We start from the raw sequence: 16,327 nt of genomic DNA on the forward strand, positions 1-16,327 counted from the left end.
TCCTCCTGACTGTTACATTTTTGTTTATCATACAATACCTGTCAGAAAAATACAAGGAAAATAACCGGTTGCGAATACCAGGGAAAAAATATATAATAGAATAATGGACGAAAAAATCAGAATTAATAAATATTTAAGTGATGCAGGTGTCTGTTCAAGAAGAGAGGCAGACAGACTGACGGAGGCTGGACGGGTAACTGTTCGTGGAACAGTCGTTTCCACAGGAGAAAAGATTTTTCCGGATGAGGAGATCTGCATTGACGGGAAACCAATAAAGAAACAGGAAAAAAAGATTCTGCTTCTTTTTCATAAACCAAGAGGGATCGTCTGCAGTACCAAACAGCAGCGCAATGAAATGACAGTGACAGAATATCTGAACTATCCGGTGAGGATCTATCCTGTAGGACGTCTGGATAAAGAGTCAGAAGGCTTGCTTCTTCTGACCAATCAGGGAGATCTCGTGAACCGTATCATGAAAGCGGGAAATTATCACGAGAAAGAATATTGTGTAACAGTGAATAAACCGGTAACAGAAGCGTTTATACAGGGAATGAGCAGTGGAGTGCCGATCCTGGGCACAGTTACACGTCCCTGTAAAGTCATAAAAACCGGAAAGAACAGCTTCAGGATTATTCTTACGCAGGGACTGAACCGTCAGATCCGACGTATGTGTGAATATTTTGGATATAAAGTCACAACATTAAAAAGAGTTCGGATCATGAACCTGCATATTGACGGGCTGGAAGCGGGGAAATACCGTGAGATCAGGCCGGAAGAGAGAAAACAGCTGGAGGAAATGCTTTCCTCCGCAAAAACAGAAAGAAAGACGGAGGAAGGCCATGAACGAAACATCCATAAAAAGAATGAAAGAGCTGGGAAAAAAGCTCCGGGAAGCGTCCAGGGCGTACTATCAGGAAGACAGGGAGATCATGCCAAACGTGGAGTACGATGCTCTGTACGACGAACTGAGCGCACTGGAAGAAGAGACAGGAATCGTTCTGGCAGACAGTCCGACCGTTAATGTCGGCTATGAAGCGGTAGATCAGCTTCCCAAGGAAGAACATGAGAGACCGAATGCTTTCTCTGGATAAAACAAAGGATCGGGAAGCACTGCGGGAGTTTGTCGGAGAACATCCAACGCTTCTTTCGTGGAAACTGGATGGACTTACGATAGTGCTCACCTACGAAAACGGAGAGCTGGTAAAGGCAGTTACCAGAGGAAATGGTATTGTGGGAGAGGTCATTACCAACAATGCAAGAGTTTTCAAAAATATTCCGCTTAAGATTTCGTTCAGAGGAAGATTGGTACTTCGCGGAGAAGCGATCATTACGTATTCCGATTTTGAGAAGATCAATGAAACGATCGGTGATGCAGATGCCAAATACAAAAATCCCAGAAATCTCTGCAGTGGTTCCGTGCGTCAGCTGAATAATGAGATTACGGCAAAGAGGAATGTACGGTTTTATGCATTCTCTCTGGTGAGTGCAGAGGGTGTGGATTTCCAGAATTCCAGAGAAGTGCAGTTTCAGTGGCTGAATGCCCAGGGATTTGATGTGGTAGAGTACCGTAAAGTTACAGCAGATACTCTGGATGAAGTTATGGATTATTTTGCGGAAGCAGTTACGAAGAATGATTTTCCATCAGATGGACTGGTGGCTCTGTATGACAATATTGCCTATGGAGAATCTCTTGGAACTACAGCTAAATTTCCCAGAAATGCCATGGCATTTAAATGGGCAGATGAGATGCGTGATACGAAACTTCTGGAAATTGAGTGGAGCCCGTCCAGAACAGGCCTGATCAATCCGGTAGCTGTTTTTGAACCGGTAGAACTGGAAGGCACGACGGTAAGCAGGGCCAGTGTGCATAATATCAGCATTATGAAAGAGCTGAAACTTGGAATCGGGGATACGATCCGTGTATACAAGGCGAATATGATCATTCCACAGATCGCGGAGAATCTGACAGGAAGTAGTAATGCACCGGTTCCGCATATCTGTCCGGCGTGTGGACAGGAAACTGTTGTGAAGAAAGAAAATGATGTGGAATGTCTTTTTTGCGTTAATCCGGGGTGCCCAGCCAAAAAAATCAAGTCTTTTGGCCTTTTTACCAGCAGAGATGCAATGAATATCGACGGACTTTCAGAAGCGACACTGGAGAAATTTATCGCCCGTGGTTTTATTCACGATTTTGGTGATATTTTTGAGATCAGCCGATACCGGGATGAAATTGTAGAGATGGAAGGATTTGGACAGAAATCCTATGATAATCTTATAGAAAGCCTTGAACGGGCGAAAGAAACAACGCTTCCGAGAGTGATCTACAGCCTTGGAATCGCAAATATTGGACTTGCCAATGCAAAAGTGATCTGCCGCTATTTTAATAATGATCTTGAAAAGATCCGTCATGCCAGCCTGGAAGAGATCAGTGAAATTGATACGATCGGACCTGTGATCGCCGGAAATCTGGTTTCCTATTTCCAGGATGAAGAGAATAACCGTCGTCTGGATCATCTTATGAGCTTTTTGCATATTCAGGATGAAGGACCGAAGCAGGAACAGATTTTTGCGGGAATGAATTTTGTGATCACGGGAAGCCTGGTACATTTCGGAAATCGAAGTGAAGCCAAAGAACTCATCGAGTCTCTGGGTGGCAAAGTGACGGGGTCTGTGACCAAGAAGACAAATTATCTGATCAACAATGATATTCAGTCCAGTTCATCCAAGAACAAAAAAGCCAGGGAACTGGGAATCCCGATCCTTTCAGAAGAAGATTTTCTGAATCTTGTGGGAAAGCAGTGATTATGATAAAAACTGCGGGAAATGCGGATTAAAGATATCTACATTACGGTAAAAACAGCAGAGCGGTTTCTATATAAAAAATAAGAAAGACCGCTTTACATATATAAAGGAGGGCTAACAATGCCGATCAAAACACAGGGGGATCTGCCAGTAAAGGAGATCCTTGAGAGAGAAAATATATTTGTGATGGATGAAAAACGTGCCATGCATCAGGATATCCGTCCAATCCAGATTCTGATCCTGAATCTGATGCCTCTGAAAGAGGAGACAGAACTGCAGCTTCTGCGTTCTCTTTCCAACACACCACTGCAGGTTGATGTGACTTTTATGGCTGTGGAGAGCCATGAGGCGAAGAATACTTCCCTCAGTCATCTTAATAAATTTTATGAAACATTTACAGACATAAAGAAACGTAAATTTGATGGAATGATCATTACCGGAGCACCAGTTGAACAGATGCCGTTTGAAGAAGTAGACTACTGGAAGGAACTGACGGAAATCATGGGCTGGACAGAGAAGCATGTAACTTCTACCATTTTTCTCTGCTGGGCGGCCCAGGCGAGCCTGTATTATTTTTATGGTCTTGAGAAAAAACCTCTGGATAAAAAAATGTTTGGCCTTTTCTGGCATAAAGTATTAAATCGAAAGATTCCGCTGGTGCGTGGCTTTGATGATGTGTTTCTTGCACCTCATTCCAGACATACGGAAGTTCCTATTGCTGATATCCATGCATGCAAAGATCTAACGGTACTGGCAGAGAGCGATGAGGCGGGGTTGTTTCTGGCAATGGCAGAAGGTGGACGTAAGATTTTTGTCATGGGACATCCGGAATATGATCGTGTAACTCTGGATGGAGAATACAAACGTGATCTTGCCAAGGGACTCCCGATCGACATTCCCAAAAATTATTACCAGGACGATGATCCAAATAACAAGCCATTGCTTACCTGGAGAGCACATGCCAACAATCTGTATACAAACTGGCTGAATTATTATGTATACCAGAGCACCCCATACGACCTGTATGGCACACCGGATTTTAAGGAACTGTAAGAGGGCTGAAACCCGCATGGTTGAGCTGAGTGAAAAAACAGAAACTTTACGCAAACTTTATTTGCTTATTTAGAAAAATGGTGCTATAGTAAAGTTGGTCCTGACAAACGTATTGTTTACAGATTTCAGTCGATGGCCGGCAGGACTACTTTACTGATGGATTCGGCCATATTCTGAATCATGAAAGAAGGAAGAGGGAAAAATTGCGTAAAAAATCACATATACTGTTAGGCAGATACCTGGCAGACCAGATGTCCGAGGTGTATAGCCTCCAGCAACACAGAAAAGCGTTTTGCCTGGGCAATATTATGCCGGATCTGAGACCGTCGTTTCTTACTACCAGACATGAGTTTTTTGGAACATTCAGTCAGCTTCAGGAAAAGATGCGGGAATTGATTGAGCGAAATCCGGAAGAAGATAATGCCAGAGTTTACTGGCGCAGATTCGGAGAGGTCATGCATTATATGGCAGATTACTTTACTTTTCCTCATAACAGAACATATAAAGGAAGTCTTGCAGAACATAATTCCTATGAAGCGGAACTGAAGAATTGTCTGAAGGAGTGTATCTTAAGTGGAAATGCGGACAGCCAGCTGGAAGAGGCGAAGCATTTTGACAGTTTTGAGGAACTTGTGGGATATATCCGCGAGAGGCATGCGTGCTATCTGGAGAGCCCTCGTTGTATTGCAGATGATATCCGCTTTATTCTTCGAGTGTGTTATCAGGTAATACAGGGGATTTTTCAGCTCTGTCTCAGAAGACAGTTCCATATGGAAGGCCGGCCGGTAACGGCAATCTGACAGTATACGACAAAAAGCTGCTGCGCGAAAGCGTTGCAGCTTTTTTGCAGTACGAAAATGTTCTTATAAAAATGTGAATAAAAAGTGAAAAATAAATAAATTGACAAGGATATCCCGGCAGAACGGTTGATTTCATAAAATTCCTATGCTAAAATAAGTGGAGTTAAACTTTAGGTTATCTAAAATGGTTTAAGGCAGACCTTTATTATAGGGGAAGTAAAGGGATGTTCAAGGAAAGAAGGGAGCATCTTAATAAATATGAAAAACAAGTACCTTAATAAGTTTTTATGCATCACGATGATATCAGCTATGGTACTGGCAGGCCCAGCCGGGGTCAGAGCTGCTGACATGGCAGAAACTGTTGCGGCTGATGAGGGGAGTTCTGAGGGCAGTGAGGAAGTGACAGAACCGGAAATTCCTACGGATCCGGAACCAACAGAAACACCAGATCCGGAACCGACGGAAACACCACAGCCAACGGAAACACCAGATCCGCAGCCAACAGCAACGCCGGAGCCAACAGCAACACCACAGCCGACGTCAACGCCGGAACCAACAGCAACACCGGAGCCAACAGCGACACCGGAACCGACAGCGACACCACAGCCAACAGAGGCACCGCAGGATGATACCAGGGTACAGACAGTTATAGATATGATCAATGCACTGGCAGGAAAGATGATCACAGCTGATACAAAAGATGAGATTGAAGCTGCACGAGCTGCTTATGATGCACTGACTGATGCAGAAAAAGCTAAGGTTACGAATTATTCTGTACTGACTGATGCAGAGCAGAAGCTTGCAGCGATATTACAGGATAAGGATAATAAGAATAATTCCAATAATGGAACTACAGATATTACAGATGGAAATAATGCTACGGCTACTCAGATCGGAGATCCGGTTTATGTGACAAACATGGTCTCCAACCTTCACGCAGGTAAAGATTTTTATCTGGACAGCCTTAAGAATAATTATAATCTGACATTTTCTGATGATTTTGCATCTGTTATGGATGAAATCGAGAAAGAATATAAAGAAAAAAATAAACTGACCGATGATACACTTCTGGTATGTAACTGGCAAGATATCCTGGCTGTTTATATTTATCAGCAAAGTAAAAGCGGTAAGACATCTTTTACAATGGACTCATCCTGTAAAGCAGATTTGTCCAAGATCTTTGAGGAAATGAATCCGATCGTCAGAGATAAACAGGATATCACCAAGGTATCTTATGGAAACCGTAAAATCAACTATTATATTAAGAAGAACAACATTGCGAAGCAGGATAGAACCGTTCTTAAGAAATATGTAGAGACAGACTGTAAACTTCTTTGTGCGGTTGTTACTGCATCGAAAGGTTTTGTCCGCGAGAGCGTTGGCGATAACGTGTCCGAGGACCGTGTAGATGTTATTGCGGCTGCTTATTCTCTGGTAGGTAAAGTTGGATATTTCTGGGGTGGTAAGTCTACTGTCCTTGGAGAGGATCCGAGCTGGGGAACCGTTGAGAAAGTCTCAGCAGATGGAAGCAAGAGTTCAGGAACTTTGCGGGCGTATGGTCTTGACTGTAGTGGTTTTGTTACCTGGGCAGTGATCAACGGTTATCAGGATCAGGGAATGCAGGCGGCAGTTGGTGACGGAACTTCCGATCAGTGGGAGAAAGCGAATGTTGTCAGCGAGGCAGATGCACAGCCGGGAGATCTTGTATTTCAGAGAGGACCTGAAGCGGGCAGTGACAACCATGTTGGAATTTTGTGTGGCAAAACGGATTCCGGAGACTGGATCGCGGTACATTGTTCTTCCAGTAAAAATGGAGTAACAGTAGGTGAGGCATACAGCGCAAGCTTCCGTTATATCAGACAGCCGGCGTTCTATTCTGATACAGCAGTAACTGAGTCTGGCAGTGAAAATGCAGAAAACACTACGACAGAAGATGGCACGAATAATATTCTTACAGATGTTGTGAAGTCAACAGCACTGAAAGACGCACTTTCATCCAATGATACTCTTTCTGATAATCTTCTTGAGGACTTTAAAAACAATTCTCTGCAGGAAGATGAGGATGAAGATGAGATTGAAGATCTGACTCTGGATCCGGAATCTATCGATGATGCGGTAGAGACTTTTGATGACGCAGAAGCATTGGAATTGGAGAATTAAGAGACAGCAGATAAATAAGGGCAGTCTCCTGCGGGAGGCTGCCCTTTCTGACAATCGGTATTAGGATATTAAGAGGATAAAAAATGAAAAAGGGATTTTTTTGCCGGCTGGTGGTAATTTTGACCGTATTATCTGTTATGTTGCAGCCTTTTTACGTTCGGGCCGGAACATTGGATCAGATCCGTTCTATTGCGAAGAGCGTTTTGTCGGGAGAACCGGAAGAGGTAGAAGAATTACGTCAGATGGAAGTGGCACAGAGTGAGGAAGGACATCAGGAATATTATTTTAAACAGTTAAATGAAGAAGAACAGAGAGTTTACAGAGAACTCCTGAAGGGCATTCGCGCACGGGAAAAGGACTTTTATCTGACCCTTTCCCAGGATGACAGTATTGACAGATGCTATCATGCGGTTCTGAAGGATCATCCGGAGATATTCTGGGTGCATAACCACGAAAAAATTTATAAAACAACTTATTCAGACAGTGATTACTGCACTTTTACCCCGGGATATATTTATACAGAAAGTGAGATCAGTGAGATTCAGAATGCCATGGAGGCTGGATTTCAGGAAGTAAGCAGTCTGATTCCGGCAGATGCCAGTGATTATGAAAAAGTCCGCATTGTTTATACTTATGTGATTGATAATACCCAATATCAGGCAAGTGATGACGATCAGAGTATTGCAGGTGTCTTCTGGAAAAAAGAGGCAGTTTGTGCGGGATATGCAGGTGCAGTTCAATATCTTCTGGAAAGAATAGGCGTTCCGTGCATTTATGTAGATGGAAGCACGCAGGGAAGTACAGAAGGGCATGCATGGAATATTGTAAAACTGGATGGAGAGTATTATTATGTAGATGCTACTAATGGCGACCAGCCGGATTTTCTTAATGGGAATGCTGCACAGCTGGAAGAACATAAGACGATTATTTATGATTATCTTTGCCCTTTTCCAGAAGAATACGAAAAAAAATATATAAGATCGGAGGAACTTACTGTTCCGGACTGTACTGCAAAAGACATGAACTTCTATGTTCTGAATCAGGGATGTTTTGACGGATATGACTGGGAGACTATTTATGATTACTGCAAAATGCGTTTGGATAATGGCGCTGCGGTAGTTCGATTTAAATTCAGCAATCAGGAGGCATTTGCTGCAGTCTGCAATGAACTTCTGGATAATGGGGAAGTGCAGAATGTAGCTCAGTATTATATGAAGCAGAATGGCCTTGGGCAGGTGGAATACCATTACGGCGTGCTGGATAATTTTTATACCATATATCTGATTTTCTGAATAAAGATCATGAAGTGATCGGCAGATTTTCAGGCAGAATAATGAATTCAGGAAGAGAGGAGTAAGCGAATGAATATGGATATGTTATCGAGGGTGTTTGACATTATACAGAGGACAGGAGGTATGGAACAGATTGGACAGCTTATGATGATCGTATATGGAGTGCTCTGTGTGTTTGGACTTTTGAACTGTATTCTCGGGTACCGTATCTTACGTTTCTGGATGATGATCTTTGGCTTCCTCATTGGTGCAGGTGCCGGTTTTGCCGCAACATATATATCAGGTGTGCAGGATAAAATGATAATTGCAGGGGCCATGGCCGGATTTGGCATTGTACTGGCGATAGTTTCATTCCTGGTCTACAGAGCAGGTATTTTTGTACTGGGATTTGGTATCGGAATATCTTTGAGTATTTACCTGATCCATCCAACCAGTTCTTTTTCCTTTTTTCTCTGCATTCTGATCGGTGTAGGACTTGGTGCACTTGCCATGCGTTATGCAAAAGGTGTGATCATTATTGGAACCAGTGTTCTTGGCGGAGTTCTAGCTGGTTTATCCATCGCTCAGATGGGAGGCCTTGCACAGTTTCCTTATGGAATTGGTATGGCTGTGGGAATTGCACTTCTTGGTATGCTGATCCAGTTTGCCATTAATAAGGACAGAGATGAAGAGGAGGAGAGCGAAGACGAGGACGAACCCTACGAAGAGGAGAGGAGCAGAAAAAGAAAGAACATATCGGAAAACAGAAACCACGATTTCGGATATGCACCGGATGATCGTGGAAGAAAGTCCGCAGGTGGATATCGGGATGACCGGACGGGTAATTCAGACACAGAGGTAAGGCATTCCCGAAAAACTTCCGGTCGGGATGGAAGATACGGGGATCGTTCAGAACGTAGAGATTCTGCGGATGAGCGAAGAAGGAACAGAGGCGAAGACAGCAGAACCCCTGCCGGCAGAAAGGCAGGAGGCAGAAGAGAAAATCCAAACAGTTCTTCTGACAGCCGAAGAGGTGGAAATTCCAGAAACAGTTCCTACAGTGGAAGGAGATCTGCTTCTGACAGAACTACGTCTTCAGAACGCAGGAGGGCAGGTACCTCTTCAAAAAGTTATTCACCTGATCCTGGAAGAGGTCGCAATTCTTATAGTGCCAGGAGCCGAAGGTATAACAGAGAGTCCGGTTATGAAGAAATCGATATGAATGAAGACTATGATCCATATGATATTCCGGACAGGGAAGAGGCACAAAATCCAAATACATATGCTGAATTTGAAAAACAGCAGCAAAGAAGACGGCAGATGGACATAGAAAATATGGCAGATCTGGATCCGGAAGATTATGACGAATGGGAAGATAAGTAAGAGAAAACCTGAGGAGTGACAGAAATGGGAAAAGAAGCAAAGACCAATGCGATGAGAATGCTTGACCGGAAAAAAGTAAAATATGAGGCGATCACATATGACTGTGGAGAATTTATAGATGGGATCCATTGCGCGGATCTTACCGGTGCGCCTCATGACCAGTCTTTTAAAACACTGGTCATGGAAGGAAAGAGCGGCGGCTATTATGTATTTGTGGTACCGATTGAGAAAGAAGTAGATCGTAAAGCGGCAGCGAAATCTGTTGGAGAAAAGACAGTAGACATGATCCACGTAAAAGATCTTACGAAGATCACAGGTTATATTCGAGGCGGGTGCAGTCCGCTTGGAATGAAAAAGAATTATCCAGTTGTGTTTGATCAGTCAGCGGAGAATTTTGAGGAAATTTATGTGAGCGGCGGAAGAGTCGGACTCACTCTGAAAGTTCCGCTTAAAGACCTTCTGGATGTGACTCAGGGGAAACTTGCTCCGATCACAATGGAGTAAAGGATTGCTAAAAAGAAATACTAAAAAAGCTTCTGCCGCAGGAAAACTTGCGGCAGGAGTTTTTTTACGGATAAAAATCCCCTGCATCTGCTTTTGCATAAGCAGGCAGGGGAAGTGCATACATCAAAATTGGTTATGAAAGATTTAGTTATCCTGAGCGTCTTCTTCATTAACCTGGAAGACGTGACGCTTCTTGGCCATTTCATCGCTGGCAAGATATTCATCATAAGTTGTGATTTTATCAACCAGTTTGCCGTTAGGAAGAATTTCCATAATACGGTTTGCGGTTGTCTGTACAAACTGATGATCATGAGATGTGAAAAGGATTACACCCGGAAATTTGATCAGTCCGTTGTTAAGTGCAGTAATGGATTCCATATCCAGATGGTTGGTAGGCTCATCCAGGATCAGAATATTGGCTCCGGAGATCATCATCTTGGAAAGAAGGCAGCGAACTTTTTCACCACCGGAAAGAACACGGACACGTTTTACACCGTCTTCACCCGGGAAAAGCATACGACCAAGGAATCCACGGACATAAGTTGCGTCCTTAATCTCGGAATACTGTGTCAGCCAGTCTGTAATCGTGAGGTCATTATCAAATTCCTGAGTGTTGTCCTTCGGAAAATATGCCTGGGAAGTAGTGACACCCCATTTATAATTACCTTCATCCGGCTCCATCTCACCTGTGAGGATCTTAAAGAAAGTTGTGATCGCCTGCTCGTTGGCACCTACGAAAGCAACTTTATCCTCGCGACCCAGTGTGAAGGAAATGTTATCCAGAACTTTGACACCATCAATTGTCTTGGAAAGATTTTCAACCATAAGAACTTCATTTCCGATCTCACGGTTTGGACGGAAGTCGATATATGGATATTTACGGCTGGAAGGACGCATGTCATCCAGCTGGATTTTTTCCAGAGCACGTTTTCTGGAAGTTGCCTGCTTGGATTTGGAAGCATTGGCGCTGAAACGGGAGATGAATTCCTGAAGTTCTTTGATCTTTTCCTCTTTTTTCTTATTGGCTTCTTTCATCTGTTTGATCAGAAGCTGGCTGGACTCAAACCAGAAATCATAGTTTCCGGCATAGAGCTGAATCTTTCCATAGTCAATATCAGCAGTATGTGTGCAGACTTTATTCAGAAAATAACGGTCATGGGATACTACGATGACGGTATTGTCAAAGTTGATCAGGAATTCTTCCAGCCATTCAATAGCAGGAAGATCCAGATGGTTGGTAGGCTCATCCAGAAGAAGGATATCCGGATTTCCGAAAAGAGCCTGTGCAAGCAGGACCTTGACTTTCATACTACCGGTAAGATCTGCCATCTGTGTGTAGTGGAACTCTGTGTCGACACCGAGACCGTTGAGAAGAGTGGCGGCGTCGGATTCTGCTTCCCATCCGTTCATCTCTGCAAATTCACCCTCAAGTTCGCTGGCACGGATACCATCTTCGTCTGTGAAATCCTCTTTTGCGTAGATGGCTTCTTTTTCTTTCATGATCTGATAAAGCCTTTCGTTACCCATGATAACGGTATCCAGAACAGGGTAGGCATCATATTTGAAATGATCCTGCTGCAGGAAAGAAAGTCTCTGTCCAGGTGTGATTACGATATCACCTTTCGTTGGTTCGAGCTGGCCTGAGAGGATCTTGAGGAATGTAGATTTTCCTGCGCCGTTGGCGCCGATCAATCCATAGCAGTTGCCTTCTGTAAATTTGATGTTAACGTCTTCAAAAAGTGCTTTTTTTCCAACACGCAGTGTGATGTTGTTTGCTGAAATCATATCATACCTCTTTTTTCATTAATAAAAATCGTTTCAATTACATAGTATAACATTACAATCGTTTCCTATTGTACCGTAAACTGAAAAATTTGCAAGCTGTATTTTTCTTTTTTACATAAATAGAGGGAAAACAGCGGGTTTACAATGGATTACAGGAAAATAATAACCTTTTATTATTGAAAAAAATGCGTTATACTGACGTATATGATAAACAGAGCAGCCCGAAATCAAGGATGTATCCTGACACGAATGAAACACCCGGGAACGTGTCGGTACAGACAGGGGCGGAAATTATCATAAATCAGCAGCTTAGTTGAACAGAAGAGAGGTTAGAGATGTTTATCACCAGAGAAAGCGATTATGCGATGCGGGTTGTCCGCGCATTGATGGGGGAGACGCGTTTAAGCGTCAGTGAGATCTGCGAGAGGGAGGCGATTACAGCACCTTTTGCCTACAAAATACTGAAGAAACTTCAGAATGCGGGAATTGTGGAAGGATATCGCGGAGTTCATGGCGGATATGCCCTGAAGAGAGATCCTGCGGATCTGACATTATATGATATATATAGTGCGATTGATTCCGACATGTCGATCATTGAGTGCCTGAATGGAAAATGTGAATGTTCAAGAAACGGCCAGGACGGTGTGCCATGTTATGCTCATGACGAACTGAAAGAGATTCAGGGACAGCTGTGGGCGATGCTCCGGCGGAAATCCATGAAAGATCTTTTTGAGAAAGAGGAGCAGTAAACTGCTGTGACAGGCGGAAATAAGCGTATGATAAGATAATAAGAAGAGCGGGGAGGGAGCAATGAAAAAGTTTCTGACCGGCTCTTTTTTCTTGTCAAAAAGATAACAACGTTTGTACATGATAATATACAAAAAACAGCGAAAGAAAATGGACATAACTGGGAATCTATGCTATAATAACCAATGGAATTTTAGGCCCTTGACAGCCTAAAAATATATTTTCAACAAACCTTTAAGGAGGAATAAACAAATGGCAAGAAAGATGAAAACCATGGATGGTAACCATGCAGCCGCTCATGCATCATATGCTTTTTCTGATGTAGCTGCTATTTACCCGATTACCCCTTCATCTGTAATGGCTGAGGCAACAGACGAGTGGGCAACTCAGGGAAGAAAGAACATCTTTGGACAGGAAGTACAGGTTACAGAGATGCAGTCTGAGGCTGGTGCAGCAGGTGCTGTTCACGGTTCTCTGGCAGCAGGTGCCCTGACTACAACCTACACAGCTTCCCAGGGTCTTCTGCTTATGATCCCGAACCTTTACAAGATTGCTGGTGAGCAGCTTCCGGGAGTTATCAACGTATCTGCCCGTGCACTTGCTTCCCACGCACTTTGTATTTTCGGTGACCATTCCGACGTTATGGCCTGTCGTCAGACTGGATGTGCAATGCTTTGTGAGTCTTCTGTACAGGAGGTTATGGACCTTACACCGGTTGCTCATCTTGCAGCAATCAAAGGAAAAGTTCCGTTCATCAACTTCTTCGACGGATTCCGTACATCTCATGAGATCCAGAAGATCGAGACATGGGACTATGAAGATCTGAAAGATATGGCAGATATGGATGCTATCGCAGAGTTCCGTAACCGCGCTCTGAACCCGAACCATCCATGTCAGAGAGGTTCTGCACAGAACCCGGATATCTTCTTCCAGGCAAGAGAGGTATGTAACCCATATTATGACGCTCTTCCGGCAGTTGTTCAGGAGTATATGGACAAAGTTAACGAGAAGATCGGAACAGACTACAAACTGTTCAACTACTACGGAGCTGCTGACGCTGAGCACATCATCGTAGCTATGGGTTCCGTAAACGATACCATCGAGGAGACAATCGATTACCTTATGGCAGCTGGTAAGAAAGTCGGTGTTGTTAAAGTTCGTCTTTACAGACCATTCTGTGCACAGGCTCTTATCGATGCAATCCCGGATACAGTTAAGCAGATCTCTGTTCTTGACAGAACAAAAGAGCCAGGAGCTCTTGGCGAGCCTCTGTATCTTGATGTTGTTGCAGCTCTTCGCGACAGCAAGTTCAGCGATGTTAAGATCTTTACAGGACGTTACGGACTTGGTTCCAAAGATACAACACCTGCACAGATCGTAGCAGTATATGAGAACACTGAGAAAGAGAAATTCACAATCGGTATCGTTGATGATGTTACAAACCTTTCTCTTGAGACAGGTGCACCACTTGTTACAACACCAGAGGGAACAACAAACTGCAAGTTCTGGGGACTTGGAGCTGATGGTACTGTAGGTGCTAACAAGAACTCTATCAAGATCATCGGTGATAACACAGACATGTACGCTCAGGCTTACTTCGATTATGACTCCAAGAAGTCCGGCGGTGTTACAATGTCTCACCTTCGTTTCGGTAAGAAACCGATCAAATCCACATACCTGATCCACAAAGCAAACTTCGTTGCATGTCATAATCCGTCCTATGTTAACAAATATAACATGGTACAGGAGCTTGTTGACGGAGGTACATTCCTTCTGAACTGTGCTTGGGATATGGAAGGACTTGAGAAACATCTTCCAGGACAGGTTAAAGCTTTCATCGCTAACCACAATATCAAATTCTACACCATCGACGGTGTTAAGATCGGTATTGAGACTGGCATGGGACCAACACGTATCAACACAATCCTTCAGTCCGCATTCTTCAAACTTACAGGAATCATTCCTGAGGAGCAGGCTATCGAGCTTATGAAAGCCGCTGCTAAGGCTACTTACGGACGTAAGGGTGATGACGTTGTTAAGAAGAACTGGGCAGCTATCGATGCCGGTGCTAAACAGGTCGTAGAGGTTCAGGTTCCGGAGAGCTGGAAGAACGCTGAGGACGAGGGACTCTTCATGTCTCACGCATCCCACGGTGCTCAGGAAGCTCAGGACTTCGTAAACAACATCCAGTGCAAGATCAATGCTCAGGAAGGTAACAGCCTCCCGGTATCTGCATTCAAGGATTATGTAGATGGTACAACACCATCCGGAACAGCTGCATATGAGAAACGTGGTATCGCAGTTAACGTTCCTGTATGGGTTCCGGACAACTGTATCCAGTGTAACCGTTGTGCATATGTCTGCCCGCATGCTGCAATCCGTCCGGTTGCCATGACAGCAGATGAGACAGCTAACGCTCCAGAGGGAATCAAGACACTTCCGCTTACAGGAATGAAAGACTATACATTCACAATGACTGTATCCGCTCTTGACTGTACAGGATGTGGTTCCTGTGCAAATGTCTGCCCAGGAAAGAAAGGCAACAAAGCTCTTGAGATGGCTCCACTTGAAGCTAACGCAGGAGAGCAGAAATACTTCGATTACGGTGTAACACTTCCTCAGAAGGAAGACGTTATCGCTAAATATAAAGAGACAACTGTAAAAGGCAGCCAGTTCAAACAGCCACTCCTTGAGTTCTCCGGCGCTTGTGCAGGTTGTGGTGAGACACCATACGCTAAGCTGATCACACAGCTCTTTGGTGACAGAATGTACATTGCAAATGCTACAGGATGCTCCTCTATCTGGGGTAACTCTTCACCATCTACACCATACACAACAAACGCTAAGGGACAGGGTCCTGCATGGTCCAACTCTCTGTTCGAGGATAACGCAGAGTTTGGTTATGGTATGCTTCTTGCACAGCGTGCGATCCGTGGCGGTCTGAAAGAAAAGATTGAAGACCTTGTAGCTAACGGAACAAACGAGGACGTTAAAGCAGCTGGTCAGGAATGGCTGGATACTTACGCTGTAGGCGCAACAAATGGTGCAGCTACAGAGAAACTCGTTGCAGCTCTTGAGGCTTGTGGATGTGACAAGGCTAAAGAGATCCTTGCACAGAAAGACTTTCTCTCCAAGAAATCCCAGTGGATCTTCGGTGGTGACGGATGGGCTTACGATATCGGATTCGGCGGTGTTGACCACGTTCTCGCAAGCGGACGCGACATCAACGTTATGGTATTCGATACAGAGGTTTACTCCAACACAGGCGGACAGTCTTCCAAGTCTACACCGACAGGTGCGATCGCTCAGTTCGCAGCAGGCGGAAAAGAGACTAAGAAGAAAGATATGGCATCTATCGCAATGAGCTATGGCTATGTATACGTAGCACAGATCTCCATGGGTGCTGACTTCAACCAGACTGTAAAAGCAATTGCAGAGGCAGAGGCATATCCGGGACCATCCCTGATCATTGCTTATGCTCCATGTATCAACCATGGTATCAAGAAAGGTATGAGCAAAGCTCAGACAGAGGAAGAGCTGGCAGTTAAGTGCGGATACTGGCACAACTTCAGATTCAACCCGGCTGCTGAGAACAAGTTCAGCCTTGATTCCAAGACACCGGATATGGAGAACTATATGGACTTCCTGAACGGTGAGGTTCGTTACAACTCTCTGCAGCGTCAGAATCCTGAGAAAGCTGCTAGACTGTTCGCTAAGAACGAGTCTGAGGCTCAGGCTAGATATGAGTATCTGCAGAAACTTATCACTCTTTACGGAGCAGATAAGAAAGAAGACTAATTACTGATCAATAGTTACTGTTTA

Annotated in this window: 10 protein-coding genes and 1 pseudogene; 10 read left to right on the forward strand and 1 reads right to left on the reverse strand. The window is 44.1% G+C overall.

From position 1 onward, the window contains the following. Nucleotides 1-103 precede the first annotated feature (103 nt). The 8 genes and pseudogenes from AC04Q6_RS02710 (at nucleotide 104) to ybaK (ending at nucleotide 9,973) form a co-directional block, all read left to right on the forward strand. Nucleotides 104-1,021, forward strand: a complete 918-nt coding sequence (locus tag AC04Q6_RS02710; RefSeq protein ID WP_476389509.1) for a pseudouridine synthase — start codon at nucleotides 104-106, stop codon at nucleotides 1,019-1,021. Then, nucleotides 930-2,802 (forward strand): annotated as a pseudogene (ligA, locus tag AC04Q6_RS02715) (NAD-dependent DNA ligase LigA). Before AC04Q6_RS02710 ends, ligA begins: the two are co-directional and overlap by 92 nt. Before the next feature lie 120 nt (nucleotides 2,803-2,922). Next, nucleotides 2,923-3,855 carry a homoserine O-acetyltransferase MetA gene (gene metA, locus AC04Q6_RS02720; RefSeq protein ID WP_021978174.1) on the forward strand — a complete coding sequence of 311 codons (933 nt, stop codon included), beginning with the start codon at nucleotides 2,923-2,925 and terminating at the stop codon, nucleotides 3,853-3,855. A 203-nt stretch (nucleotides 3,856-4,058) separates the two neighbouring features. Continuing rightward, nucleotides 4,059-4,655 carry a zinc dependent phospholipase C family protein gene (locus AC04Q6_RS02725; protein WP_118064427.1) on the forward strand — a complete coding sequence of 199 codons (597 nt, stop codon included), beginning with the start codon at nucleotides 4,059-4,061 and terminating at the stop codon, nucleotides 4,653-4,655. A 258-nt stretch (nucleotides 4,656-4,913) separates the two neighbouring features. Further along, the gene (locus AC04Q6_RS02730; protein WP_118070127.1) at nucleotides 4,914-6,815 is read left to right on the forward strand and encodes an NlpC/P60 family protein; all 1,902 of its coding nucleotides are present in this window, start codon (nucleotides 4,914-4,916) and stop codon (nucleotides 6,813-6,815) included. 83 nt (nucleotides 6,816-6,898) lie between these two features. Beyond that, a complete protein-coding gene (locus AC04Q6_RS02735) occupies nucleotides 6,899-8,107 on the forward strand; it encodes a transglutaminase domain-containing protein (RefSeq protein ID WP_242996971.1) in 1,209 nt (402 codons plus the stop codon). Between the two features lie 123 nt (nucleotides 8,108-8,230). Then, the gene (locus AC04Q6_RS02740) at nucleotides 8,231-9,469 is read left to right on the forward strand and encodes a TM7S3/TM198-like domain-containing protein (protein ID WP_178087458.1); all 1,239 of its coding nucleotides are present in this window, start codon (nucleotides 8,231-8,233) and stop codon (nucleotides 9,467-9,469) included. A 24-nt stretch (nucleotides 9,470-9,493) separates the two neighbouring features. Beyond that, nucleotides 9,494-9,973, forward strand: a complete 480-nt coding sequence (gene ybaK / locus AC04Q6_RS02745; RefSeq protein ID WP_021978157.1) for a Cys-tRNA(Pro) deacylase — start codon at nucleotides 9,494-9,496, stop codon at nucleotides 9,971-9,973. 144 nt (nucleotides 9,974-10,117) lie between these two features. Here the strand turns inward: ybaK and AC04Q6_RS02750 are convergent, their stop codons facing one another. After that, nucleotides 10,118-11,758, reverse strand: coding sequence for an ABC-F family ATP-binding cassette domain-containing protein (locus tag AC04Q6_RS02750; RefSeq protein ID WP_021650411.1), 1,641 nt, complete (start codon nucleotides 11,756-11,758; stop codon nucleotides 10,118-10,120). Nucleotides 11,759-12,093: 335 nt separating this feature from the next. Here AC04Q6_RS02750 and AC04Q6_RS02755 point away from each other — a divergent pair, with 335 nt between their 5' ends. Further along, nucleotides 12,094-12,507 (forward strand): RrF2 family transcriptional regulator, encoded by a 414-nt coding sequence (locus AC04Q6_RS02755; protein WP_021978155.1) that lies wholly within the window; start codon nucleotides 12,094-12,096, stop codon nucleotides 12,505-12,507. 250 nt (nucleotides 12,508-12,757) lie between these two features. Continuing rightward, nucleotides 12,758-16,303 (forward strand): pyruvate:ferredoxin (flavodoxin) oxidoreductase, encoded by a 3,546-nt coding sequence (gene nifJ, locus AC04Q6_RS02760; protein WP_476389510.1) that lies wholly within the window; start codon nucleotides 12,758-12,760, stop codon nucleotides 16,301-16,303. The last annotated feature ends 24 nt before the right edge of the window (nucleotides 16,304-16,327 follow it).

This window comes from Blautia sp. HA9023, assembly GCF_056504095.1.

Excerpts from the sequence above, each read along its gene's own strand:
- ybaK (WP_021978157.1), top strand. The coding sequence starts at position 9,494 with ATGGGAAAAGAAGCAAAGACCAATGCGATGAGAATGCTTGACCGGAAA.
- AC04Q6_RS02740 (WP_178087458.1), top strand. The coding sequence starts at position 8,231 with ATGGAACAGATTGGACAGCTTATGATGATCGTATATGGAGTGCTCTGT.
- metA (WP_021978174.1), top strand. The coding sequence starts at position 2,923 with ATGCCGATCAAAACACAGGGGGATCTGCCAGTAAAGGAGATCCTTGAG.
- AC04Q6_RS02750 (WP_021650411.1), bottom strand. The coding sequence starts at position 11,758 with ATGATTTCAGCAAACAACATCACACTGCGTGTTGGAAAAAAAGCACTT.
- AC04Q6_RS02730 (WP_118070127.1), top strand. The coding sequence starts at position 4,914 with ATGAAAAACAAGTACCTTAATAAGTTTTTATGCATCACGATGATATCA.
- nifJ (WP_476389510.1), top strand. The coding sequence starts at position 12,758 with ATGGCAAGAAAGATGAAAACCATGGATGGTAACCATGCAGCCGCTCAT.
- AC04Q6_RS02710 (WP_476389509.1), top strand. The coding sequence starts at position 104 with ATGGACGAAAAAATCAGAATTAATAAATATTTAAGTGATGCAGGTGTC.
- AC04Q6_RS02735 (WP_242996971.1), top strand. The coding sequence starts at position 6,899 with ATGAAAAAGGGATTTTTTTGCCGGCTGGTGGTAATTTTGACCGTATTA.
- AC04Q6_RS02755 (WP_021978155.1), top strand. The coding sequence starts at position 12,094 with ATGTTTATCACCAGAGAAAGCGATTATGCGATGCGGGTTGTCCGCGCA.